The organism is Exiguobacterium sp. AT1b (assembly GCF_000023045.1).
Lineage (GTDB): Bacteria > Bacillota > Bacilli > Exiguobacteriales > Exiguobacteriaceae > Exiguobacterium.
In genome coordinates this window covers 189968-213155 of sequence record NC_012673.1, presented here as the reverse complement: position 1 = coordinate 213155, position 23188 = coordinate 189968, and the positions used below count along the sequence as shown (strand labels likewise).

Annotated in this window: 23 protein-coding genes; 14 read left to right on the top strand and 9 right to left on the bottom strand. The window is 44.9% G+C overall.

Going from position 1 to position 23188, the window contains the following annotated elements; translation table 11 throughout:
* Nucleotides 1-592: 592 nt before the first annotated feature.
* Together EAT1B_RS01195 and EAT1B_RS01190 are read right to left on the bottom strand one after the other, a co-directional pair.
* Nucleotides 593-2092: a PH domain-containing protein gene (locus tag EAT1B_RS01195; RefSeq protein WP_012726293.1), complete on the bottom strand. Its 1500-nt coding sequence runs from the start codon at nt 2090-2092 to the stop codon at nt 593-595.
* Nucleotides 2089-2616, bottom strand: a complete 528-nt coding sequence (locus EAT1B_RS01190; protein ID WP_012726292.1) for a PH domain-containing protein — start codon at nt 2614-2616, stop codon at nt 2089-2091. Before EAT1B_RS01190 ends, EAT1B_RS01195 begins: the two co-directional genes overlap by 4 nt.
* A 354-nt stretch (nt 2617-2970) precedes the next feature.
* Here EAT1B_RS01190 and EAT1B_RS15910 point away from each other — a divergent pair, with 354 nt between their 5' ends.
* The 3 genes from EAT1B_RS15910 to EAT1B_RS01175 are packed head-to-tail and all read left to right on the top strand — an operon-like array spanning nt 2971 to nt 5837.
* Nucleotides 2971-3813 (top strand): hypothetical protein, encoded by an 843-nt coding sequence (locus EAT1B_RS15910; protein ID WP_012726291.1) that lies wholly within the window; start codon nt 2971-2973, stop codon nt 3811-3813.
* Nucleotides 3708-4964 (top strand): hypothetical protein, encoded by a 1257-nt coding sequence (locus tag EAT1B_RS01180; RefSeq protein ID WP_148209427.1) that lies wholly within the window; start codon nt 3708-3710, stop codon nt 4962-4964. The genes EAT1B_RS15910 and EAT1B_RS01180 overlap by 106 nt, the downstream gene beginning before the upstream one ends.
* Before the next feature lie 18 nt (nt 4965-4982).
* Nucleotides 4983-5837 carry an ATP-binding cassette domain-containing protein gene (locus EAT1B_RS01175; protein ID WP_012726289.1) on the top strand — a complete coding sequence of 285 codons (855 nt, stop codon included), beginning with the start codon at nt 4983-4985 and terminating at the stop codon, nt 5835-5837.
* A gap of 746 nt (nt 5838-6583) precedes the next feature.
* On the opposite strand, the gene EAT1B_RS01165 is transcribed toward EAT1B_RS01175, so the two are convergent.
* Complete coding sequence (locus tag EAT1B_RS01165; RefSeq protein ID WP_012726287.1) at nt 6584-7675, bottom strand: aromatic acid exporter family protein; 1092 nt, start codon at nt 7673-7675, stop codon at nt 6584-6586.
* Nucleotides 7676-7850: 175 nt separating this feature from the next.
* Between EAT1B_RS01165 and EAT1B_RS01160 the strand changes: the two genes are divergently transcribed.
* Both EAT1B_RS01160 and EAT1B_RS01155 read left to right on the top strand, forming a co-directional pair.
* Nucleotides 7851-8471, top strand: coding sequence for an NAD(P)-dependent oxidoreductase (locus EAT1B_RS01160; protein WP_012726286.1), 621 nt, complete (start codon nt 7851-7853; stop codon nt 8469-8471).
* Nucleotides 8472-8487: 16 nt separating this feature from the next.
* Nucleotides 8488-11874, top strand: a complete 3387-nt coding sequence (locus tag EAT1B_RS01155) for a dynamin family protein (RefSeq protein WP_012726285.1) — start codon at nt 8488-8490, stop codon at nt 11872-11874.
* A 135-nt stretch (nt 11875-12009) separates the two neighbouring features.
* On the opposite strand, the gene EAT1B_RS01150 is transcribed toward EAT1B_RS01155, so the two are convergent.
* Nucleotides 12010-12819, bottom strand: a complete 810-nt coding sequence (locus EAT1B_RS01150) for a 3-hydroxybutyrate dehydrogenase (protein WP_081432695.1) — start codon at nt 12817-12819, stop codon at nt 12010-12012.
* Nucleotides 12820-12914: 95 nt separating this feature from the next.
* On the opposite strand from EAT1B_RS01150, the gene EAT1B_RS01145 reads away from it, so the two are divergent.
* On the top strand, nt 12915-13799 hold the full coding sequence (locus EAT1B_RS01145; protein WP_012726282.1) for a LysR family transcriptional regulator: 885 nt from the start codon (nt 12915-12917) through the stop codon (nt 13797-13799).
* A gap of 82 nt (nt 13800-13881) precedes the next feature.
* Complete coding sequence (locus tag EAT1B_RS01140) at nt 13882-14283, top strand: carboxymuconolactone decarboxylase family protein (protein ID WP_012726281.1); 402 nt, start codon at nt 13882-13884, stop codon at nt 14281-14283.
* Between the two features lie 57 nt (nt 14284-14340).
* Here the strand turns inward: EAT1B_RS01140 and EAT1B_RS01135 are convergent, their stop codons facing one another.
* Nucleotides 14341-15321, bottom strand: coding sequence for a Gfo/Idh/MocA family protein (locus EAT1B_RS01135; protein WP_012726280.1), 981 nt, complete (start codon nt 15319-15321; stop codon nt 14341-14343).
* 168 nt (nt 15322-15489) lie between these two features.
* Here EAT1B_RS01135 and EAT1B_RS01130 point away from each other — a divergent pair, with 168 nt between their 5' ends.
* Nucleotides 15490-16209, top strand: coding sequence for a DUF5694 domain-containing protein (locus EAT1B_RS01130; protein ID WP_012726279.1), 720 nt, complete (start codon nt 15490-15492; stop codon nt 16207-16209).
* 122 nt (nt 16210-16331) lie between these two features.
* Here EAT1B_RS01130 and EAT1B_RS01125 read toward each other — a convergent pair whose 3' ends face one another.
* The 3 genes from EAT1B_RS01125 to EAT1B_RS01115 form a co-directional block, all read right to left on the bottom strand.
* The gene (locus EAT1B_RS01125; RefSeq protein ID WP_012726278.1) at nt 16332-16991 is read right to left on the bottom strand and encodes a hypothetical protein; all 660 of its coding nucleotides are present in this window, start codon (nt 16989-16991) and stop codon (nt 16332-16334) included.
* Between the two features lie 6 nt (nt 16992-16997).
* Nucleotides 16998-17678 (bottom strand): hypothetical protein, encoded by a 681-nt coding sequence (locus EAT1B_RS01120; protein ID WP_012726277.1) that lies wholly within the window; start codon nt 17676-17678, stop codon nt 16998-17000.
* Nucleotides 17679-17777: 99 nt separating this feature from the next.
* Nucleotides 17778-18146 (bottom strand): PH domain-containing protein, encoded by a 369-nt coding sequence (locus tag EAT1B_RS01115; RefSeq protein WP_012726276.1) that lies wholly within the window; start codon nt 18144-18146, stop codon nt 17778-17780.
* Between the two features lie 119 nt (nt 18147-18265).
* Between EAT1B_RS01115 and EAT1B_RS01110 the strand changes: the two genes are divergently transcribed.
* The 5 genes from EAT1B_RS01110 (at nt 18266) to EAT1B_RS01090 (ending at nt 21062) form a co-directional block, all read left to right on the top strand.
* Nucleotides 18266-19471, top strand: a complete 1206-nt coding sequence (locus EAT1B_RS01110; protein ID WP_012726275.1) for a sodium:proton antiporter — start codon at nt 18266-18268, stop codon at nt 19469-19471.
* A gap of 98 nt (nt 19472-19569) precedes the next feature.
* Complete coding sequence (locus EAT1B_RS01105; protein ID WP_012726274.1) at nt 19570-19866, top strand: hypothetical protein; 297 nt, start codon at nt 19570-19572, stop codon at nt 19864-19866.
* Between the two features lie 25 nt (nt 19867-19891).
* The gene (locus tag EAT1B_RS01100) at nt 19892-20353 is read left to right on the top strand and encodes a helix-turn-helix transcriptional regulator (protein ID WP_012726273.1); all 462 of its coding nucleotides are present in this window, start codon (nt 19892-19894) and stop codon (nt 20351-20353) included.
* Between the two features lies 1 nt (nt 20354).
* A complete protein-coding gene (locus EAT1B_RS01095) occupies nt 20355-20639 on the top strand; it encodes a hypothetical protein (RefSeq protein WP_012726272.1) in 285 nt (94 codons plus the stop codon).
* A gap of 18 nt (nt 20640-20657) precedes the next feature.
* Nucleotides 20658-21062 carry a nucleoside 2-deoxyribosyltransferase gene (locus EAT1B_RS01090; RefSeq protein ID WP_012726271.1) on the top strand — a complete coding sequence of 135 codons (405 nt, stop codon included), beginning with the start codon at nt 20658-20660 and terminating at the stop codon, nt 21060-21062.
* Here EAT1B_RS01090 and EAT1B_RS15585 read toward each other — a convergent pair.
* On the bottom strand, nt 21049-21813 hold the full coding sequence (locus tag EAT1B_RS15585; RefSeq protein WP_012726270.1) for an AraC family transcriptional regulator: 765 nt from the start codon (nt 21811-21813) through the stop codon (nt 21049-21051). The two genes, EAT1B_RS01090 and EAT1B_RS15585, sit on opposite strands and share 14 nt — an antisense overlap.
* A 127-nt stretch (nt 21814-21940) precedes the next feature.
* Here EAT1B_RS15585 and EAT1B_RS01080 point away from each other — a divergent pair, with 127 nt between their 5' ends.
* Entirely contained in the window at nt 21941-23179 is a 1239-nt protein-coding gene (locus tag EAT1B_RS01080) for an MFS transporter (protein WP_031423752.1), read from the top strand.
* The last annotated feature ends 9 nt before the right edge of the window (nt 23180-23188 follow it).

The window sequence follows — 23188 nt, the reverse complement described above, 5'->3', positions numbered from 1 at the left end:
TCACCCACCCGTGTATACACACGAGATTGATTATATCCTGTCAGACATCTAACAAGCAAGAGTGATTCGACTCAATTCCTTCTTTGGACCCATTTGTGAGACCGATTCCATCAAAAGATTCATTTTATAAAATAAGAACGTTTGTTCTTATTTTTGGCGCATTTTTGCGAACAAATCTGTTATAATGAAGGGGCAGGTTAACGCAGCAATAGTGGGGTCAGCCGCCAAGTCCACAATGGAGGAAGGCGGTGGTGCGGATGGAACAACTTTGGACCTGGGTTGGGGATTATGTGATGATCCCAATCCTCGCTCCGATCATCGTTCACTTGGTGATTCACCGAACATCCGATTGTGCAACGTCTGAACGCACAAAAAAATGACCCCCTCGGCGCAATGAGATGGGTCACTTTCTGATTCACTAACCATTGTGGCGGCTGGGACCACTCTTAAAGTGGTAGCCTGTAAGCCAGAGGTCGGTGTGTCCAGCACCGGTCTCTTTCTACTTGCATCATACCATACTTTATCCGCGTTTTCAGTAAGAGAAACGTTATTTGACACGAAAATCACAAATAATCTTACCGCTCAGGATCAATCAGCCTGAGCGGTTTTCGTTCATCTCACTGTATCGGGAGAACCAGACGAGCATCGCGTCCGCATCTTCTTTCGGGATATCATCGATGGTCTCGACTGATAAGAATCCTCCACGTGTCGAGAACTGCACCGTACATAACCCGAAACGGCGCTGCAAGAGCGATTGCTTCACTTGAATCTGTTCGATCCGTGGTTTGTCCGTCAAGAATGAGCGGACGTTGAATGCACCCGTTCGCAATTGAATGAATTGATCCATGCGGACATATTTTGTGGTAATAAAACTGAGGACGCGTCCCCCGATGATGATGGCCCATAAGAGCAGGAGCCACAAAGCATAATCTCGGAAGAAATATAGCACGAGTCCTGAGATGATGAAGCCGAACCAGCTGATTCGGAGTAGTTTGATTCCTAAGGCACGTCTAGGGAGTCGATGTAGTTCGTCCGACCATGTGAAGTGCGTGAAGTGTTCACGGAGTACTTGCATCGCCCGGTCACGACGGACGAACGGGAGAATCGTCGACGATTCATCTTTCAATTCATCCATCGTCCCTGCTGCGACGAGTTCGACCCCGACGATATGGAACCAGCGACGAATGAACGTCTCTTTGATGCGAATCGCTTGGATCTTCTCATATGGGATCTCTTTAGCACTTCGATTCAACAATCCCTTCTCGACGCGAATGCGTTCCCCTCTCCGCTCAAGTCGGAAGTTCCCATACTTCAAGAAGTTGATGACCATTCCGATCACGATCGATAGCATCAACACTCCGATGACGAGAAGACCGATGGCGATGATGGACGCATGGACGACATAATCTTCGACTTGATTAAACGCCCCATCCAAGTTGATGAAGTCGTCGATTGACGAGATAACCGTCGAGGCGACCGGGAAGATGGCGAAGACAGAGAGCGACGTGATGGATGCCAATACGATTTCGCGCGTAGATAAGGCGTACAACAGGCGACTTGGTACCGGTGCTGCCTGTGCAGGCGTCTCATCCGACTCTTCTGAGTCATCTACCGCTACTCCGCTTTGTTTCCGATGACGGACCTGTTCGAGAATCTCTTCCAGTCGTTTGGCTTCAGTCGGGAAGACACCCGCTAATTTGAAAGAAGCATCGTCACTGTTGGCATTCGTATCGAACGTCAATTCGACGACACCAAGCAACCGATAGAGGAATGGACTGTTCGAATGAACACTTTGAATCTTATAGAGTGGAAGCGATTTTTCTTTTTTCAACCAGTTCCCTTCGATGACATAGACAGTCTTTTCATCGAGGGCATATCGGAAGTTTAACCATCCGAAGAACTTCTGAACAATGTCGAGTAATAGGAAGAGTAAAATCCCGACTCGGATGATGATACCGAATGTCGAGTCCCAGTCGTTGTTGAGCACAAAGAGTAAAACGATTGGAATGGCGAACGACTTGATGACTTCGAGAATACGCAGCACCAAAACGCGACTCGGGAGTCGATGCCATGTTAACGCGGTCTCGGTCATACGACATCCTCCTCTTCAATGCGTGCATAGATGGCAATCTGTTCACGGAGTGTCTTGGCGAACGACTCTTCAATCGCATAGATTTCGTGAGAACCGGCCGCTGTCCCGATGGTGATGGTCTGTAACCCGTATTTACGGAGAAGAGGTCCTTGCTCCGCATGGACAAATTGGACCTTTGTCATCGGGATGAGCACATCGTGTGTCGTGATGATCCCATGGTGAATCTGAATCTCGAGTGGCTGAACGTCATACGTGAATCGTTCTTGTTTCCACTTTTGGAACCAGATGAGATCAATCAGGCTATAGACGACATCGATGACGAGTAGCACGACCAAACCAATCTGTATCCAAGTCGGCCAGTCGAACCAGTAAGCGGCCGCCACGAGAGCTCCTGTGACAAGAAGTCCGATGAGATAAAAAATCGCACTTGATAACCGGAAGACGGCACGTGCCTCGATTGGAAGTGTGCCGCTGATTCGTTGTGGTGTGACACCTTCTTCAGGTGTCGGTGTTGTTTCTGACATGGTGAATCCCCCTATCGTTCTTATGTATCTGTCTCTATTGTATACGCATTTCTTCTCGAAAAGTTTCAGGATTCGGTCTGGAATGTACTTAAGACTTCATAATAACTCGTAAAATAATGGATAATACAATCTTTTTCATTTCCCTGCCCCTTCAAGTATAGATAATGACAACGAATCGGTTGACGCAGACAATGATTTTTCTAGACTAACACAACTTGAGATTATTACCAAATAATTCATTAATCCTTTATTGGCTCATATATAATTGGATTTTATTTACACCTTAGGATATAGCTGAGATAATTGAATTAATATCGTTATCAATTCAATCACTACACAATCATCGAGGTAACTATGAGACAAAACATATTAAAAGAATTAATTCCTTTTTATTTTAAACAGATGAGCCGAAACGTATTTTATTTGATTGCACTTATCTTTATCCCGATTGTCCTCATATTAAAAATCGTTGCGAACGTGAACGAGCCGTTCGAGTACATGATGTTTCCTAATGTCTTAAAAGGCATAGTGATTCCTATTCAAGGTGTTATGTTGATTGTCAGCGTAGTCATGTATCGTCTTACTTCAGATGAGGCACAATACAGAAGTCAATTGACTCTTCCGAACATTGTGTGGATTCAATTTCAAAAGATTGTCGCCATACTCTTCATACATACGTTCTTTTCATTTTGTGCCATCTTACTCGGGCTTCTACCTGTCGTCACTTATTTCTCATTTAATCAAATCGAAACATGGTCCTTTTATCAGCAGCTGTTATTCCATTCACTTACTTTCTATCTACTTCCACTACTAATTGCATCGGTATGGGGAATCAATGTGGGTCTCCTGTTCGGAAAAAAGCGAAGCGGCATTCTCGTCCTCTTTATCCTATGGATATTGTTCGGACCACTGAATACAGAGATTTTTTCTGAGTTCTTCTTAGAAAAAGGATTTAATAGCCCAAATGCTTACTTCTTTTTCGGACCTCTACAACCTGAGGTCATCTATTACGAACTGACAGGTTTTTTGAGTAGCAACGCACTATTTATTAAGAACATGTTGATTTTATGTTTTCATTTTGGACTCACCCTATGGATCATATCGTGTTGGGCAATCAGAAGGAGTCATCGTATTCAGATGACAGTCTTGGCAATTATGCTGTTCTCAGTGATTGCATCTATGCTTCTTTCGCATTAAGCCATGACCAGTTGGTATTCGATCGTTCTCTCGATACGGAAACGACAGAACATTATGAACTACCTTATCCATATGATTTTTCACAAATAGATTCATTTTTGAACTTTGAAATAATCAATGTTCAGTTGAAATTAGCGAAGCAATCACATGGTCAGTTCGAAGTGGAAGCAGACTATACTTTAGTGTCGAGTACAGAAACTATTGTGTTATCGCTCTATCATCCTTACCAGGTAAAACATATCAGTGTAAACCAGCGAGAAGTCTCGTTCCATCAAGTTGGAGATTTCATCGAGATTGAGGCTGTAACGCTCGGAGTACCAACTGCATTGTCTGTCCGATATACAATCCCAAACACAAGTCAATTCCCAATCACTAATGAAGTAACCTATCTGCCTGCTTGGTTAAACTGGTATCCAACAAAACAATCTTATCCGAACAGCAGAATCGGGTCTGAGAACTTTAAACCTGTGATTAATCGAACGAATAGCGTACCTGTCACGTTGCATTATTCGCCACAATCTAAGTTTTTAACAAACCTTATCGAGCAAGCTCCTGCTCATTATGAAGGTGTACAGGCAGGGGTTACGTTGTTTGAGGGATCATTTGAAGCGTATCAAGCGGAAGATCAAGAAATAATCGTCGATCAGTCATGGACACCACCATACTCGTATTGGCCGATTCTAAAAGAAACGCTTCAATCAATTCATGCACTCACTGAAAGAGAGTTTGGTATATCAAGCTCCTTGCCTGATAAGATCATCCTCCTATCGCCTAATCTTGAGAAATTCAGTTACCGAGATAATCAGCATTTACTCCTTCATGTGGGGAGTAATTTACGATTAGATCACGACCTACCAGAAGTAGTTCGAGCATACATGCCTGCCTTGTTTTGGTCACATTCAAACACAGACAGCCAAATCCAGCCGACACGAGCGGCATTCGATGATGCGATGGCTTTTTGGCTATCAGTCGAATTGAATCTCCCCTCACCGCTCGAACCAGACCCTTTCTTCTTAGAATCAATTCTTAACGGGGAGGAACTGGTCGCATCTAAAGAGCAAATATCTGAATTCATGCAATTGACTCATCAACAGCAACTCATCTTTTTGAAAAAATGGTATCGAGATTTGAACAGTGCGTCAAAAGTATAAGTGATTCGGAGGTACACCATGATACAAGTGGAACACATCGTGAAAAGGTACAAGAAACATATGGCTCTCGATCATGTCTCGCTAAACATTGAAGGGATATATGGTCTCCTTGGGTCGAACGGAGCGGGAAAGACGACATTAATGAAAATCATTTGCGGGCTAACGAATGCGTCCGGTGGAAATATCCGGGTGAACGGTCAATCAATGATGAAACGTAAATATGCGAATACAGCTGGAATGATTGGTTTCTTAGCCCAAGACTTTAATGTTTATCCTTCCTTGTCTGTAAACGAAGTTCTCTTTCATCTAGCCCTATTGCAAGGTATCGTCGACCGCAAGAAACAAGAGAGTGTCATTCAACAAGCGTTAGAAAGAGTCAACTTGACCGATAAATCCAACCTGAAGATGGAAGAACTATCAGGTGGGATGCGACGCCGCGTTGGGATCGCTCAATTGTTGCTGCGTGAGCCGGAGATTCTCGTCTTCGATGAACCGACTGCAGGCCTTGATATCGAAGAGCGGATCCGCTTCCGAAACCTTCTTCGCGACTTAAGTCATGATCATACAATCATTATTTCTTCACATATCGTGGAGGATATTGAGTTCTTGTGTACGAAGATTGGACTCTTATCGAATGGACACGTCTTATTCGAAGGCACACCTGAGGAATTGAAGAAGAAAGCAGAAGGTTCGTTGGCGGAAGCGCAAATCAATCTTATGGAATTGAATAAATGGGTGAAAGATCATGATGTAGTACATATCGAAGAAACATCAGACGGAGCCTGTATCCGATATTTTGATGAAGAGAAAGGCGATGCGAACATCGTTCCTCGACTTTCAGATGGTTACTTAGCTGTGATGAGGGCGCAATGATGGATATATACCGTTTACTAAGAATTCAATTATTTGAATGGAGATATCAGCGGTTACTCGGGATTATTCCGCTATTTGTATTCTGCGCTTCTCTTCTTGTTATAGTTAGGGACAGTTCTGAACTGCACCTCAGTATACAGATTGTCCATTCTCTCTATCTGCCTTGGATTTCATGGTCTGTCATTCTTTATTTTCAGCCGTTATATGACACAGGGGCTTATTACACATTGATCCCACACTACCGAAAATGGATTGGGTTCAATTTCGTGTTCCTGTTCACATTTTATGTTGTAGGGTATCTTTTATTGCTATTTAATATCGATGGCGCGTTCCGGTTGATTCAAACAAATCCATTAATACTAGTTCACCATCTACTTTTACTAACTCTCTTTTGGTGGATTGGAGCAGCTCTGGTACTTCTTTTAAAGAGCTTCGAGTATGCGACTGCCCTCGTACTAACCTATACACTCATCGAGGTGATTACTCGAGGTGAGTTTATGCCTTGGCCGCATATCTTTTACTTCTATGAGTATTATGATTTTACAATTTATATGCAAAAAATCAGTTTGATTGTGTTCATTTCGTTAGTTTTTGTTTGTCTGGCACTTGTACGTTTGTACAAAAGAGATTGAAGAGGTTCATTCGTCTTTTATATAGGTCATTCTATAAATATTTTATACACACAAAAACCTAAAGGAGCACACGGTTTCGAGTACTCCTTTAGGTTTTCTATCAATCATTCCTTCTCAGTCTTCAAAAAACCATTTCTTACGTGGTTCCACTTTTAGGTTGTCCCCATGTTTCTTCATTTCCGTGACAAGATAGCGTTCGAGTTCATTCATTGCCTTGACCCAGTCGGTCATCGTCGCCACGAGCGGCACAACGATGAGAATGAGTTCTTCCTCTTCTTCTCTCATCTTCTCAATCATTAACTTCGCAAAGTCAAAGTTCTCATGGATGAGATCCTCTTCTCGATCGATGAGGTGCTCGTTCTCGAGCTCGTAGGCTGAAAACAGACGCTCATGTCGACGCAACAAGTGACGAATGTGGCGATACAGCTCTTCGCTCAATTGTGGAGGAAGTTGTTCAATCGTATGAAAATCATGATCGAGCTTCTCGATGACATGGAGCGCGGCACGGTTCGTCTCAATCATTTTAGACTTCAAGACAGCTCGACGGAAGATCGGGGTCTTCTTCTCAAGCCATCGATTCGCTTTAATTTCTTCTTCAAAATAGGCGTACGTTTGTTTTGAGTCGCTATGCAACTTCTTCGTCTCAGGTAACGAGTCGAATGAGGAGCGGCCGCCTTCCGTCTCCGCAAACAAGCGTGCGATCCGAACAACCATTTGAAATGTGTCGGTGATTTGTGCTTCGAGTTTCCGTTCGTAGCGAGGTGGGAACAACAGTGCATTCACAATCAATGCGACCGTAATCCCCATCATAATGAGTAGATAACGTTCGCCCGCAAACACCCACACCGGCATATCCGACTGGCTCGCCCCTTCCATGATGAGAATCGTCGTCAAGATGACGGTCCGTGTCGTCGATTCTAAATTTAAAAAGAGAAGAATGGAGATGGCGATGATGATGACGAATCCGATCGCGATTGGTGTCGGATTCGGAGTGAGTAGCAGAAATCCGACGGAGAGTAATGCTCCAATCAGGTTCCCTTTCATCTCTTCGATCAAGCGAAGCCCAGTCTGATAAACTGACGGCAGGAGCGCGAGTGACGCAGCGAGTGCCGGGACGACGATTTGTTGGAATTGAAATGCCTCAGCAATCAGCAAGACGATTGCGACCGATAGTCCGGTCTTAATTGTTCTAGCCCCAAATTTCATGTAGTGGTGCCTTCCTCTCTTACACCTGTCATATGTATTTTTTGCCTTCTTCTTCAATTCTAAAACGTACCATATTCTTTTCAAGTGGAAATGAACCATTTCAGGCAGTTTTGTGAACGCTTCCGTGTTATGATGGCGTTGGATATTTCTTTCATCTTGATGGGGAGGGGTTTACTTGTCAACAATTGCTTTATTCGGCGGAAGTGGCCGTACAGGGGAACGGATACTTGAGCGTTTATTGAATCAAGGACATGACGTCAAACTTTTAACAAGACATTCGATGGATTCTAAGGAGGGTGTCAACCAAATCATCGGAGACGCGACGGACCAAGCAGCAGTACGAGAAACGGTTCGATTTGCAGACGTCGTCATCTCGGCGTTAGGGACGGACAAACAAAACGTATTGTCTACATTCACACCACTCGTGATCGCAGCGATGAAACAATTTAACGTAACACGCATCATCACGGTCGGGACCGCCGGCATCTTACAGGCGTATGATAGCGACAATTATCGCTTTGAAACGAAAGAATCGAAGCGTACGATGACAACCGCAGCCGAAGATCATGCCCGCGCTTATGAGTTATTACGGGATTCAGGTTTAGCCTTCACAATCATCTGTCCGACTCAACTGATCGATGAGCAATCGGACGGAGACATCATCATCTCAAAAGAGGTATTAGGCACGAAACATTCAGGTCCGATCTCAAGGAACGATGTCGCCGATTTAGCGATGGATTGTTTAACGAATGATGCATATGTCGGACACCGTGTCGGCATCACGACGGAATCATAATTAGGGGATGGGAAACATGCACGAACAACGAGAACAATTGGCACGACTCGCTTTAACGTTTGAACAAGAGGAGATGACGGACGCTGCACGACTCGCTCGGACAGCCCTACAAAAAGTAACGAATGAAGAAGTCTGGATTGCCGTCTGTGGTCACTTCTCAGCCGGGAAGTCGACATTGCTCAACGACTGGCTAGAGGACGGATTCCTTCCGACAAGTCCGATTCCGACGAGTGCGAATATCGTCACATTACGAGGTGGAGAATCTGCGGCAGCTGTCGCGATCAATGATACGGACTGGATTTCATTAGACCCTTCTTCCCTATCAAATATTAGTGACTATTGCAAAGTCGAGGAAATCAAGGAAGTCGAGTATACGATTGACCGATTCCCATTTGATGAACACGTCGTGTTGATGGACACGCCAGGGATTGACTCAACGGATGAACGACATCGCCAAGCGACGGAGCGCTCGCTCTTCTTGGCCGATCACTTGTTCTTCATGATGGACTACAACCATGTCCAATCGGAACAAAACATCGGACTGATGAAACAATTTAGCCGGGAAGGACGTCCCTATTCCATCATCATTAACCAAATCGACAAACATGATGAGGATGAGCTTTCCTTTGTGGACTTCAAGGCGTCATTGACGAAAGCATTCCGTCATCATGACATCGTCCCAAATGACACGTTCTACATCTCACTTCGTGATTTGAAGCATCCACATAACGAAGTCGAGCGCTTGCGGTCGTATGTGCGGCAAGTCATCACGGACTCGAGACAGCAGCAAGTCAAGCATGCGGATGCATTGATTCATACGCTAGTCCGCCGCAACGAATCATCGATTCAATCGATGTTGGATCAATTGCCAACTTATGAAAAGAGTCCGAAGGAAATGCAGTCACGTCTACATCGCCTTGAGAAGAAACGGGCATGGTGGACATCATTCCGTCGCGAATTCTTCAAACATCAGGCACCAATCGTCGAAAGTGCACCGATCATGACTTATGAGTTCCGTGAACTATTACGCTCTTATCTCGAGAGTTGTTCTCCTTCTTTCAAGGTCGGACTTTTGTTCTCGAAAGAAAAGACGAAGCAAGAACGAGCTCGTCGTGAGGAAGTGGCCGTCAAAGAATTCAACCGTCTGATTGATATGAACTTACGACCGCACCTCGTGAAGTACGCAGAAGACATCATCCGAGATTTGAAACTTCCAGAGACTCTCCTGCCGAAAGGCGATGTCCTCCCGATTGCACCGAGCTCACTCATCACCGAACAAGTGAAATCCGGCGCATCACTCAGTGGTGACACGGTGTTACAGTTCAGTCGTGACATCGAGACGGCCCTTGCGTCATGGGTGACGAAAGTATCTGAACCTTGGGTCCATTCGACGGATACGTACATGAAAGCGGAAGTCGACATGCGCTTGGAACAATTTACGACTGAAGAGGAAGCGTTGTATGAAGCGCTCGATACGGAAGCGTTACGGATTCGTCTTTCGAACCTTCTGAATGCTATCGGTCAATATGAAGCGTTGCAACTTGATTCAAATCAGTTAGATCAGTTGGCCGTTCGAAACTATGTCGATGCAACGTATCTCCCTGAAAAACAGTCGAATGTTGTTGAATCAGAGGTTGCATCGACGTCGATTTTAGATGATGATCATGACTTATTTGATTTTAATTTTTCTTATGAAAATACGGTATGTGAAATATTAGAGAGTCACCCATTGTTCCGCTCCCGAGTCTCGACATTACGTAAGAAAATCGAGCGTGCGAAGTATGAGCAATATACGTTCGCCATCTTCGGTGCGTTTTCGGCCGGAAAATCGTCGACCCTCAATGCCCTTCTCGGGGAGACGGTTCTACCGACCTCACCGAACCCATTGACGGCTTCGATCACAAAAATCGTACCGCCAGATGGTCGGACGAATCGAACGGCGATGATCACCTTCAAATCACGGGATGAACTTGAAGATGAGCTACAAGGTTACGGGACTTCCCTCACCTCGCTCGATGTCGACCACCCGTTCGTCAATGCGGTAAAAGCGGCACCGCTCGATTATCTCGGACAAACGGAAATCGTCGACTATGACACGTTCTGCGCGTTCGTCGCACAAGAAGAGAAAAGCTGTATCGTGAGAGAAATTGAACTGTATCTCGACTCTCCTTGGGCACGGCGTGGCATCGTCTTCGTCGATACGCCAGGTGCCGATTCGCAGTTCAATCGTCATAGCGAGGTCCAGTTCGGCTACATGCGTGATGCGGACGCCGTCTTGTTCGTCACGTATTATAATCATGCGTTCACGGAAGCGGACCGGGAGCTCGTCATTCAGCTCGGACGGGTCCAAGGGACGGGAGATCACGAGATGTTCTTCCTCGTGAACGCCTCTGATCTTGCGACAGATGACGAGGAGCGGGATGCGGTCACTAGCTATGTCTCACAACAGTTGACCGCGCTCGGTGTCCGCAGACCAAGCGTTCTCCCCATCTCAAGCCGAAACGCCATGCATGGGGATGACGAAGGATTCGATCGATTCGTCTCGACACTTGAACGCTATGTCGACAAAGACCTTCGTCTCGCCAACGCGATGCGTATACAGGAAGAAACGACAGCGCTACTCGCTGCATTTGATCGTGTTTTGAATGAAGCGAAAGAAGACGCGTCGGCGAAAGAACATCGTCGCCAGCAGTTGATTGCTTTACTCGAGAACCCACCGGCACTCGATGTGTCAGCACTCATCGATTTGTTTGACCGGGAAGCGAAAGAACTCCTCGCCCACCTCGAGACGCGATCACTCCTCCGTCTCTCGGACTTCGTCAAGGAGACGTTTCATCCGGTCGAGGTCGATGGGTCAAGGAAGAGCTTGGAGCGTGCCCTCGGACGGACACTCGATAAGTATGCCTATGACATCCAGCAAGAGCTCCAAGTGTTCCAGTATCGGTTGGAGCGATACGTTAAACGCGAGTTCGTCGCCTTGGTCGAACGGTTGACAGAACGTCAAGCGTCTCTCCTTCCGACGCTTGAATTCGACAGAGAACTCGACGTGGCATGGCTACGAGAGGCTGTCGAACCGATTCATCTCGAGACATCACCTTATCAGTCGGTATTGAAGCGCTATAAGAATGCGAGTCAATTCTTTGAAGGTGACGGACGAACGCAACTGAAGGATGAGTTGACCTCACTTCTTCGCGATATGATTCGGTCTCGTCTTGAAGCGATTCATGCGAAGCAAGTCGAGCGGGCCAACACGGAAATCAGTGAAGCTGAAGTCGAGATTGAACGAGAGTGGTCAACTCACTTGAAAGAACTTGCCGATGCAGAGCTCAGCATGTTGACGGACACCCATTCCTTTGATGAGATGCATGAACGACTCGAATCGCTCAGAAAGGAAACGGTATGAACACATTACTGCTCATCGGACTCATCCCTGCCGTCGTCATGACGATTGTTCTGGGACTGTTTCTGAGATATCTCTATTTAAATAGAGAATAACCATAAAACTCCTCCGAGCAAGAAGTTCGGAGGAGTTTTATGGTTATTGAGCGACGTATCCGCCATCGATGACAGCGGCTTGTCCCGTGATTCCTTTTGCCTGTTCACTTGCGAGGAAGATTGCATAATCTGCAACTTCTTTCACTTGTAAAAGACGATGTTGCGGCACGAGTGGGTAGATGACTTCCTCGAGTACTCGTTCTTTTGCAACGTTACGGGTTCTTGCCAAATCATCGAGTTGTTGTTGCACAAGCGGAGTGTCCACATAGCCAGGACAAATCGCATTCACGGTAATCCCTGAAGTCGCCCCCTCGAGCGCAGCGACTTTTGTGAGTCCGATTACCCCGTGCTTCGCACTGTTGTAGGCTGCTTTACCAGCAAACCCAATCAGGCCGTTGATGGATGCCATATTGATGATTCGTCCGAATCGTTGTTCTTTCATAATCGGAAAGACATGTTTTGTATACAAGAACGGTGCACGAAGCATGATACTTTGAAGCAAGTCAAACTTCTCTGTCGGGAATTCTTCAAGTGGCGAAACATGCTGCATGGCTGCATTGTTGATTACAATATCGATACGCCCATATGCCTCCATCGTCTGATCGATACTGCGTTTGATTGCTTCTTCTTTCGTCACATCCGCCTCAACTGCAATCACATCGTATCCCTTTTCTTTTAGCTGACTCGCAGCAATATGAGCTTTTTCAAGCTGAATGTCGACAATGGCGATTTTTGCTCCAGCTTCCGCAAACTCTTCGGCAATCTCTAACCCGATTCCACTAGCGGCCCCTGTCACTAGTGCAATTTTATCTTGTAATTGTTTCACGATTTCTTCCTCCCTATTGCAATTCATTGACCTTTACAAACTTCATTGTATACTTAGTTAAATGATAGTAAAAATGAATATTTATTATACAAACCATGCCACGATAGAATAGGATGAGCAGAATGGAATTCCGAGAGATGCAATACTTCATAGCGGTTGCACGAGCCAAGAGTTTCACGCGAGCAGCCGAAGCGCTACACGTCACACAACCTACGTTGAGTAAAACGATTCGACACTTAGAACAAGAACTCGGGGTCGAACTGTTCGATCGCCAGAGACGGCAAATTGAATTAACAGATGTGGGAGAAGCCTTGATGCTTGAGAGCGAGCTATTAATACGTCAGCTCGAGGACTTACCGAATCACGTTTTCGATATCACCAATTCCAAGCGAGGGCTCATTCGACTTGGTCTCCCCCCGCTAATCGGTTCATTATTTTTCACGAAGTTCTTGACTGTATTCCATTCAAGCTATCCGAACATTCGTGTTGAGATTACAGAAGCCGGTGGACACACGCTTGAACACGCACTCGAAAAAGGAGAATTAGATGTGATTGCAACTGTTTTACCGACAAGTTCCACGTTTGAAGAAACTCCTTTTGTCACTGAGGAACTGTATGCTTACTTGCCCGAACGTCACCCTTTAGCATCACGTAAACAACTCCTGCTCGAAGAACTCGCATCTGAGCCTTTCGTCTTGTTTACAGATGAGTTTTCGCTCCATCACGTCGTTCGAACTGCCTGTGAACAAGCGGGATTCACCCCCCGACTTATCGGGGAAAGTGGGCAATGGGATTTTTTATGCATGTCCGTCGCACAAGGTAACGCGGTAACCATATTACCTCGCTCCATTATGCAAGAGATGAATATATATGGGGTAAAGGCGATTTTACTCAAACAAAGGATTCCGTGGCAACTTGGATTAGCGACTGCAAAAGGCAGATATTTACCGTATGCCACGAGAGAGTTTATCCGTTACTTGACCGAAGAGTATTCGTTTGATGCATAACTGATATAAAAAAGATGAATTGGAAGCATGGCAAAAGAATTGCTACGATGGATTCAGCTTCAATAGAGAGGATGAATCGAAAATGGAAACAAGACATGAACGAGACGTCAACAAGTTGAAAGAGTTCACGAGTCAAGATGCTGGGTCCACACATGACGGAATTGCGAATGCATTGGAACAACTTGCACCTGCGATTGGAGAATGGATCACAGATTTTGCTTATGGAGATGTATATAGCCGTGAAGGGCTCCCGAACCGTGATCGAGCCCTTGTGACAATTTCAACGCTTGTCACACAAGGCACAGAGCCACAATTGGCACTTCATATCAATACCGGATTGACAGCTGGATTAAGCGGTGAGGAGATCGTAGAGGCGATTATGCATCTTGTCCCGTATACAGGATTCCCGCGCGTACTCAACGCACTTGACGTTGCGAAAAGCGTATTTGAAGAACGAGGGTTGACTGTCACAACAACTGTATAATCTATATTCACAATTGCTTCAACATGATAAAAGCCCATCCGCTCGGATGGGCTTTTATCATGTGTCCGCTGGGTAATGAACACCAACTTGTTTTCGCACCGTTGTCATCACATCAGCAAGACGAATCATGTCATTTGCTGAATGTACAATTGTCTCCGAAACCCTAGCTTCGATTGCACGGACAAATGCTTCGATCTCATATGACATCGGAGCGTTCTGCACTTCTGAAATAATTTCTGACGTGCCATCCCGTAACTCTAGACGGACTTCATCACACGTTGCAATATCGTCGATGACGATGCGTCCTTTTTCCCCGATGATCTCAGAGGGAGTCGATGTCGCATGGATTTTTGAGTGCATGATGATCACATCCAGATCATCATAAGAGAGAATGACCGTTCCGCTCCCGTCCACTCCCGATTCCAGTTTCACGCCGCTCGCCTGGATGTCATTCGGTTGACCGAACAGTTTTAATGCTGGCCCTAGAAGATAGACACCGAGGTCCATCAACGAACCGTTCGAGAAAGCAGGATTGAACGTATTCGGGTTCTCCCCTTGTTTATAGAGGTCGTACCGTGAAGAATACTGTGATTTATTGAAGACACCCCGACGCACCGGAGCAATTCGCTCCATCGCCTGTTGAATCCGTTCAAAGTTCGGCATGAACAGATTGCGAAGTGCTTCAAGCAAGACGACTTGATTCTCTTTCGCCACTTCAACCATACGAGTCACTTCCCGGACGTTAGAGGCGAGTGGTTTTTCACAGAGGACGTGTTTCCCATGCTGCATGAACAAGATACTCTGTTCGGCGTGAAGTGAGTTCGGGCTCGCAATATAGATGGCATCGATGACATCACTCTGTGCCATCTCTTCGAGAGACGTGAACGTATGTATGATGGAGTGACTTTCAGCGTATTCTTTAGCGCGTGATTCTGTACGCGAGTAGAGCGCTGTCACTTCTGCGTCATCCAACTGATTGATTGTGTCGATGAACCAGTCTGTGATGAAGTTTGTACCAATAATACCAAAACGGATCATGTGAATTCCTCATTCCCTTGTAGAATTTTATCAAGCTTATTAACTAGTGTGAACTGTAGACACATGAGCAACCTTGACCTGTTTTTATAATCACGTTACAAAATATGAAACCTAGAAGAAGTATAAACGTAGTTAGTACTATACATCAAATTGATTAGGAGAAATGCCATGAATAAAACAGATATATTGCTCGTTGGCACAACACATCTAAACATGCCAAACAATGGTGATTTATTTATGCCTGATATGCCAGATGTGTTGAGCGAAGATCGTCAGTTAGAAATTAAACAATTCGTGAATCAATTAGCAAAATTTGAACCCACTAAAGTATGTGTAGAAGTTAATACTTCAAAGAAAGTATACATAAATGAACAATTTCAACGTATCATTCAACAACCGGAGTTAGCAACCGCTAACGAACGTGAACAAATTGCATTCCGACTTGCACAACAATCTCATCTAGATTGCGTATATCCAATCGATTGGAATGAGGATGAAGGATTCAGTTTAGAAACCATCGTTCAAGATAAGAAGCTAGAAATGGAACGAGTATTATCATCCCAACAAGAAGTCATGAACCATATAGAAAAAGTATTTAAGAATAGTACAATTTCTGACTATTATAAAGAAATCAATCACCCTACAGTTGCACTAACTATGCATCGTGCCTATTTAGAGATTGCATCTCTTGAAATGTCTGGTACTAGATGGGTATCACACTACTGGTATTTTCGTAATTTAATGATTTTTAAGGAATTGATGTCACTAAGGGAATCAAATGAGCGCATTTTTGTGCTTTATGGTTTAGGACATATTCATCTGCTAAAACAATTTTTGAGTGAGAGTGGAATATTTTTCGTTCATGATTTAAATTCATATTTAATATAGTTTCGGTATGTGAAATAATCAAACTGGAGTTTTTGGCATTTGATTTTGTGATTCAATTCACTGTCTTTTTAATACAAGAAAGGATTCTATGGATTTCTCATTTAATCTGCGTCAAATCTTCATTAACTTTCTACTATCTCGGCACGCTTCCTCTCCTTGAATGGCCAACGATAAATCTTTTCCTCATTCTCGACATAGGCTACACCGTCTTCAATTGTCAACGACGAACAGTCAAGGAGATGACGTGGCATCGGATAGGAGTCAATCCGTCCGTTCGCATGGACATAAACGAGACGACCCTCGATTGAAGAGATGACCCACACCCCTTTCTCTGACGCGTACATCACGTCACAATCATGAAGGACCGGGGCCTTTCTGACCTCTCGATTATAGCGAAAACGTACGGCTCCCTCTTTTGAGAAACAGACGAGTGCCTCGGTCGAGATCCCATCTCCAAAGATGCCCTCGTCCCCATATCCAATCCAGATTCCCGTATCGTTCATTACAACTGCTGCAATCGCGTTTCCTGCATGAAAGGAATGATTGATGTCGCCATCTGCATCTAGCACCCACGCATTGATTGGTTCTCCTTCTATCGTAAACGCCCAAATGAACAAGTAATTCTCGTCGATGATTCGAATACCCGCCACATATTCATGACCTTTGAAGTCCATAATCAACCCATTCCAATGGATGTAGAATTGATGATTGGTCTTGACCAAACGAGCGGAACCTATTGACTTGCGCGCATCGGAATCAACCACCTCTATCTCATCGTTCATACACCATCACCCCTTACCGTCTTCGAATCGCTTAAACTCCAACGCCGCTCGAAATCGTCTAGATTCTTCATCACTCACCACTACATCCATATATCTTGATTTCCAATATGGGGAGAGGTCCACTTCTTCCACGCCAATTCGCTTGAACCAATCCAACACCGTCTCATTCGATTGATGTCTTGAGGCAATCGGCAAGTCCAGATTGAACTGGATGAGCGCATTCCGAATCGCATTATCGGTCCATTGAACCTCTTTGGATTCCACAAATCTATTTGCTTTAGCCGTACGCCCTATTCGTTTTATGGCGTCACTCGAGAAATCAATGGTCGAGACGATACGCTTTCTTTTCCTTAGCACGCTGAGCGTCAAAATCAGGAGAACAATCAAACCCCCAATAAGGAACCATAACCAGACTGAATTTCCCGACTCGGTTACTGTCCCTCCTGTTTCGAACGTATAGTCTAAAAAGTCATTCTTCAAGAATTGAAAATCCTCATCATCTTTCAGACGAAACTTCCCTCCATATTCATCACTGCTGGTTCCGTCCTCTCCAGAAAAGAGAAGCACGATTCCACCTTTTGTCGGGTCGTGAAACCATTCCCAAAACAGTCGGGCCAGATGAATCAATCCAGTCACCAACACCAAACTGCCGAGCATGATCATCAATAATCGGGTTGTAAATCGCATCGTAACCTCCGTCACACATTATGTATGATCGTATCATGTATGATAAGAGATTGTCAGAAAAATCCAAACGAAAAGACCGAGAACTCTCGGTCCACTGTTTTACAAAATTGCTTCTGCGAGTAATCGGTCGAACTTACGCACATCCACTTTTTTATTTAGATTGATTTTGATCGTTCCGGCGCGAGTGAACAGTTGGACTTCTGAGTTCAAGTCGAACATTCTTCCCGCATTCTCCGTCGAGTACATATTGATTGAGTCGTACGGAAGCGAGTACACCTCTATCTTCTTACCCGTGAGCCCTTGCGCATCACGGACAATCAGACGTTTGTTCGTAAAGACGGCGACGTCACGTACCGTCTTGTAGGCAGCGACGGCCCGCTCCCCCTCGATGAGTGACTCCGTGATATCACTCGGCACCTCACACTCTGAATAAAACGTCCACGACAAATCACCAATCGGGTTTCCCATATCGATTCCTCCCTCTATGAAATGAATGTACTATCCCCTATATTCCACAATTCTCGTTTGATTAGACCTTGAATGGGAAGATAGTGTATAGCAACTTGATTGCAGAGGAGGACGTCGTCATGATCGCGCAACAAATCATCACATTGCTACTGATTGGCTATCTCATTTATTTGATTGATTCAAAACGAAATTACTTCCCTGTCCCGGTCATCTTGGTCTTGATTGGGATTGGTCTCTCATATATCGCCTTTTTTGATTCAGTATTCATTTCAAAAGATATGATCTTCGAGGTGTTCCTACCGGCACTTCTGTTTACATCCGCTTATCAGTTCAAATACAAAGATTTGAAAGACAATATCGGGATCATCACGATATTGAGTACGGTTGGTCTTGTCTTGACCGCCATCCTAATGGGGTATGGCACGTTTTGGATCAGCGAGCTCTTCACCCCGCTCAGCCTGACCGCCTCTTTCTTATTGGCATCCATCTTGATTCCGACCGACCCCGTTTCCGTGTCGGCGATTTTAAAGCGGAGTAAAGGTGAGAAGCGGATTGCGGATGTTGTCGAAGGTGAATCGATGGTGAACGATGGGACGAGTGTCGTCATCTTCACGATCTTCCTCAGTATGTTCGCGACAGGAGAACAGTTCTCCACGCTCAGCTTTTTAACTGAATTTTTGATTGTTTCAGCCGGAGGAATCGGCATCGGCTTCATCGTCGGATTATTACTTAAAAAATTGATGATTGTCAGCTTTAAAAAGCATGAGCTCGTCATGTTGACGATCGTCATCGCATACGGAGCATTTTATCTCGCCGACGCGCTAGAAGTATCGGGTGTCCTTGCGACCGTCACAGCCGGCATGATGCTTTCTCATGAGCTCGGCATGAAAGAGGACTACGAATCGGTCCAGCGACACTTGAATGGATTTTGGGACATCGTCATTCCGATATTGCTCGCTCTCCTGTTCTTATTGATTGGAATCGAGGCGACCAGCTATTTGTCTGTATCGCTCTGGACGTTCGCTGTTCTTTTATTCCTACTTTCGCTTCTGACCCGGTTCATCGTCGTCGGCGGTCTCGTTTATACCGTTCCTGTGTGGCGTAGAGAATTTAAAGACGATTTGACAGCGACTTCGCTCCTTACTTGGTCCGGGATTAAAGGAACGATGTCGATTGCCCTCGTCCTCTGGCTAGAGGCAGAGAACATTAACGGCTCGAGCGAAATGATATCTCTCGCGTTTGCCGTCATTTTACTCTCTCTGATCTTACAAAGCATCGGTGTCTACCCATTAACGACCTATTTAACGAATAAACATGACGAGTGACGGAACCCTTCCTCAGAGAAGGGTTTTTTACATTCTGAAATTGACATCGCCCACTTTTAGTGTAAAATTACACTTGTAATATACTAGGAGGTGATTCGTTGGAAAACACTTCAACGCCATCCGCTGCCATCTCTACTGGAGTTGTGACCGTCGTGCTTGCACTCATCGCTTCGTTTCTGACTCCATCGTTCTTGAAGGTTGGCATCATCTGGGATATCGTTGCGTTCTTAGTCATCGGGATTGCGACATTCAGTTTTACATACCATTATTATCAATCAAAACGATTGACCTACTGGCAATACATTTGCTGTTATATCATCGTCTGCCTGCTCTTATTTATCGTGTTTCTCGGAATCTCGTGGATTTTGATTTTCATAAGCTCAGCGACGCTGTAAGTCAGACAAACAAGAAGGAGCACTTATGCAAAAATCCGAATTTATTGAACAAGTTTCTCGAAAAATGAAATTGATTCGTATCGAATCTCAGTATTCACAGGAAGAGATGGCGAACTTACTCGGTATTTCAAAAAAAACGCTCATCCAAATCGAGAAGGAGCGGAATGAAGCGAGTTGGTCGACGATTGTGACGCTATGCGCCTTGTTTAACGAAAGTGAGATTCTCATACACTTGATTGGTGACGACCCCGTCGAATTCGTCAAACTGATTGCGACCGAGAACACTTATGAGCCGAAAGAAAAAACACTCGGCGGACGCGTCTTTTGGCATGCAATCGAGTCAGGTCCACATTACACCCTTCAACAAAATATCATCAGCGGACATTATCGGATCATCGATCTCAATCATGTGAGGTGGTACAGCACATTTGATGCAGAGGATGCCGAACAGGTACGATTGAAGTTAGAACATCAGCGAGAGGTGTAAGATGACGAAGAAGCGTAAAGATTTGATGATAGCTTTAACCCTCATCATCTTCACAATCGCCTATTTTTGGCTGATTCCGAATCTCATGATTGGTTACATTTGGGTTATCGGCACAATCATTTTGCTTGTCCTCTCTTCGCTTTATTTGACACGCTTGATTCAATCATACGTTTCACTTTCTTTGATGAAATTCGTCTTGATTATGGTGATTTCTTTCCTTGTACTTGGCTACCTGTTAATCGTCCAATTTTATTTTGTGGCTCTTTACCAGATGAATCATCTATAACGAATTGGAGGTTTTCACATGCGATTTTATGTCGGTTCAAGCTTTTCAAATATCGAAGAAGTACGGTTCATGCGTAATGAGCTGATTGCGCTCGGTCACACCCATACATATGATTGGACTCAAAACGAACGCGCCACATCAATTGATGCATTACGCTCGATTGGCGAAGAGGAGGTTTCTGGAATTCAATCAGCGGACTTTGTCGTCATCCTATTGCCTGGAGGTAAAGGCGCACATGTTGAACTCGGGATTGCTATCGGGATGAATAAACACGTTTTCCTATACGATTTGGGTGACCAGATGATGAATATGAAGGAGACGAGCACGTTTTATCATGTGAATGCGGTGCAACGCTTGGAGGGACCGTTCAACGCCCTCCCCTACCAAATTCAAGATCGATTGAAGCTCTCTAGTCACGTTTGAGCTGATGCCCTTTATTCTCACGAAATCGAGCCGGGGTGCAGCCTACCCATTCCGTGAAATGTCTGTTCAGTTGAGCCGAACTATTGAATCCGACTTCCTGGCTGATTGCGAGTAGTGTAAGATCCGAATAGCGAAGGAGCGACTTCGCATGAATCAGGCGTTGTCTCGTGATGTATTGATACGGCGTCTGACCGATTCGCTCTCGAAAGTTCCGTATGAACTGATACTTACTTTGATGGACGATTCGACTTAATTCCTCAATGCGAAGCTCTGTATGATAAGAATCATGAATGACACGCAAAACCGGTACAAATAAGTCTTCAGCATCTAAAGAAGTGTCGATGAGGTGACTCTGAATGAACGTCATCACATCATCTGTAAGATCAATCTCTAAAAATCCTCGACTTGACCACTCCCCTAACAGTCTTCTTATCGACATGACCGCTATGGAAGGAAACATTGGATTGACCCTGTTTTCAAACCCGTTCAATCGACTCGCAATAAACCGAAAACTCACATAAGTCGTTTCCGTCGAATCAGCGAATAGTCGATAGAACTGATTCGGTTGAACCACAAACGATTCGCTGTCTTGGAGACGATATTCGAATGCATCCACCTCAATCCCAATTTTCCCTTCCAACACGAGCACCCAGACAATGTCTTCTTTGCTCTCTTCTCTTTCTGTCGTCCAATCTCCACTAGAAGAGACGTAACGTATGGCGACGTCAGGCAGTGTAAGTAATTGTTCCATATACCCCTCCAGATTATTGCGCCAAAATCGAGCAATATAGTGCACGATGATTCACTTCAAATCACGCATACTGTTCATAACAGTCAAGTGGCCACTTCACTGACCTTATGAAAAGATGGTGATTCACATGTTTCAATCGCTTCATCCTAACCTAAAAGCTAGACTTGGCTTGAACTTCTTTCAAAAGCTGACTCAAACCGCCGTATTTCCTTTTTTGACGATTTATTTCGTTCGCCAGTTCGGTGCGACGGAGACCGGACCGCTCATTGTCTTGACGATGATTGCCTCATTCATCGCAAGTCTCTTTGGAGGCCAACTGTCCGATCGTTACGGAAGAAAACGAATTCTCTTCATCGGAGAAATACTACGTTTCGCATGTTATATCGGAATGGCAATCGCAGGTTCTCATGTAATTGACAGTGCCACCTTATTATTTATCTTCTTCTTTTTTAGTAATCTCTTGAGTAGTGCCATCACGCCAGCAAACGAAGCCATCTTAATCGATGATAGCCGACCCGAGCAGCGAAAATATTTGTATACACTCAGTTACTGGCTGATGAACGGGTCCATCGTCATCGGTAGCCTAATCGGCGGCTTCTTCTTCGAACAGCATCTCTTCTACTTGTTAGTATCGGCAGCCATTCTTTCATTCGGATGTGTCTTCCTGATTTCCTTCAAACTCGAAGACAACTATAAACCTTTACCGCGTAAAGGACAGAAGACTACTAATGTATGGACAGGATACCAGACGGTCATGAGGAACCAACTCTTTTTGAAATACCTTGTCGCAGGGATTTTGACGTTGTCATTAGAGTTGCAGCTTACGCATTATCTCGCGATTCACTTTGCTGAAACGTTACACGCTGTCCCGTTCTTTCATTTCTCACTAGATGGGACGAAGATTCTCGGACTGCTTCGAGCGGAGAATACGATTCTCGTGTTACTGCTCGGTCTTGTGTTGATGCGTTGGACCAAATCCATCTCTGAACGTGCGCTACTTTACACGGGTGTCACACTGTTCAGTCTTGGATTCGCCATCTTACCGGTTTCACATGATCTTTCAATGTTAGTGCTCGCTACGGCTTGCTTCACGTTCGGAGAACTGCTATATGTCCCCATCCACCAAGCCATGCTAGCTCGACTCATCGAAGACCACCTCCGCAGTCAATACTTGGCCGCGAACGGTCTCCGCTACCGAGGTGCGCTTCTCATCGGCGCAATCAGCGTCTCGACTTATGATGTCGTGTCACCCGGTTGGATGGCCATGACGTATATCGTCTTTGGCATATTCTCAATCTTTTACTATCGTTCCATCTTGAAACAATTAAATGAATTCCCGTCTACAATCGAAAACCAAGCCTCTTGAAAAGATGAA

What these genes read in the sequence shown, in the direction of transcription:
- EAT1B_RS01195 (WP_012726293.1), bottom strand. Translation starts at nt 2,092, where the DNA reads ATGACCGAGACCGCGTTAACATGGCATCGACTCCCGAGTCGCGTTTTG.
- EAT1B_RS01190 (WP_012726292.1), bottom strand. Translation starts at nt 2,616, where the DNA reads ATGTCAGAAACAACACCGACACCTGAAGAAGGTGTCACACCACAACGA.
- EAT1B_RS15910 (WP_012726291.1), top strand. Translation starts at nt 2,971, where the DNA reads ATGAGACAAAACATATTAAAAGAATTAATTCCTTTTTATTTTAAACAG.
- EAT1B_RS01180 (WP_148209427.1), top strand. Translation starts at nt 3,708, where the DNA reads ATGGATCATATCGTGTTGGGCAATCAGAAGGAGTCATCGTATTCAGAT.
- EAT1B_RS01175 (WP_012726289.1), top strand. Translation starts at nt 4,983, where the DNA reads ATGATACAAGTGGAACACATCGTGAAAAGGTACAAGAAACATATGGCT.
- EAT1B_RS01165 (WP_012726287.1), bottom strand. Translation starts at nt 7,675, where the DNA reads ATGAAATTTGGGGCTAGAACAATTAAGACCGGACTATCGGTCGCAATC.
- EAT1B_RS01155 (WP_012726285.1), top strand. Translation starts at nt 8,488, where the DNA reads ATGCACGAACAACGAGAACAATTGGCACGACTCGCTTTAACGTTTGAA.
- EAT1B_RS01150 (WP_081432695.1), bottom strand. Translation starts at nt 12,819, where the DNA reads ATGAATTGCAATAGGGAGGAAGAAATCGTGAAACAATTACAAGATAAA.
- EAT1B_RS01145 (WP_012726282.1), top strand. Translation starts at nt 12,915, where the DNA reads ATGGAATTCCGAGAGATGCAATACTTCATAGCGGTTGCACGAGCCAAG.
- EAT1B_RS01140 (WP_012726281.1), top strand. Translation starts at nt 13,882, where the DNA reads ATGGAAACAAGACATGAACGAGACGTCAACAAGTTGAAAGAGTTCACG.
- EAT1B_RS01135 (WP_012726280.1), bottom strand. Translation starts at nt 15,321, where the DNA reads ATGATCCGTTTTGGTATTATTGGTACAAACTTCATCACAGACTGGTTC.
- EAT1B_RS01130 (WP_012726279.1), top strand. Translation starts at nt 15,490, where the DNA reads ATGAATAAAACAGATATATTGCTCGTTGGCACAACACATCTAAACATG.
- EAT1B_RS01125 (WP_012726278.1), bottom strand. Translation starts at nt 16,991, where the DNA reads ATGAACGATGAGATAGAGGTGGTTGATTCCGATGCGCGCAAGTCAATA.
- EAT1B_RS01120 (WP_012726277.1), bottom strand. Translation starts at nt 17,678, where the DNA reads ATGCGATTTACAACCCGATTATTGATGATCATGCTCGGCAGTTTGGTG.
- EAT1B_RS01115 (WP_012726276.1), bottom strand. Translation starts at nt 18,146, where the DNA reads ATGGGAAACCCGATTGGTGATTTGTCGTGGACGTTTTATTCAGAGTGT.
- EAT1B_RS01110 (WP_012726275.1), top strand. Translation starts at nt 18,266, where the DNA reads ATGATCGCGCAACAAATCATCACATTGCTACTGATTGGCTATCTCATT.
- EAT1B_RS01100 (WP_012726273.1), top strand. Translation starts at nt 19,892, where the DNA reads ATGCAAAAATCCGAATTTATTGAACAAGTTTCTCGAAAAATGAAATTG.
- EAT1B_RS01095 (WP_012726272.1), top strand. Translation starts at nt 20,355, where the DNA reads ATGACGAAGAAGCGTAAAGATTTGATGATAGCTTTAACCCTCATCATC.
- EAT1B_RS01090 (WP_012726271.1), top strand. Translation starts at nt 20,658, where the DNA reads ATGCGATTTTATGTCGGTTCAAGCTTTTCAAATATCGAAGAAGTACGG.
- EAT1B_RS15585 (WP_012726270.1), bottom strand. Translation starts at nt 21,813, where the DNA reads ATGGAACAATTACTTACACTGCCTGACGTCGCCATACGTTACGTCTCT.
- EAT1B_RS01080 (WP_031423752.1), top strand. Translation starts at nt 21,941, where the DNA reads ATGTTTCAATCGCTTCATCCTAACCTAAAAGCTAGACTTGGCTTGAAC.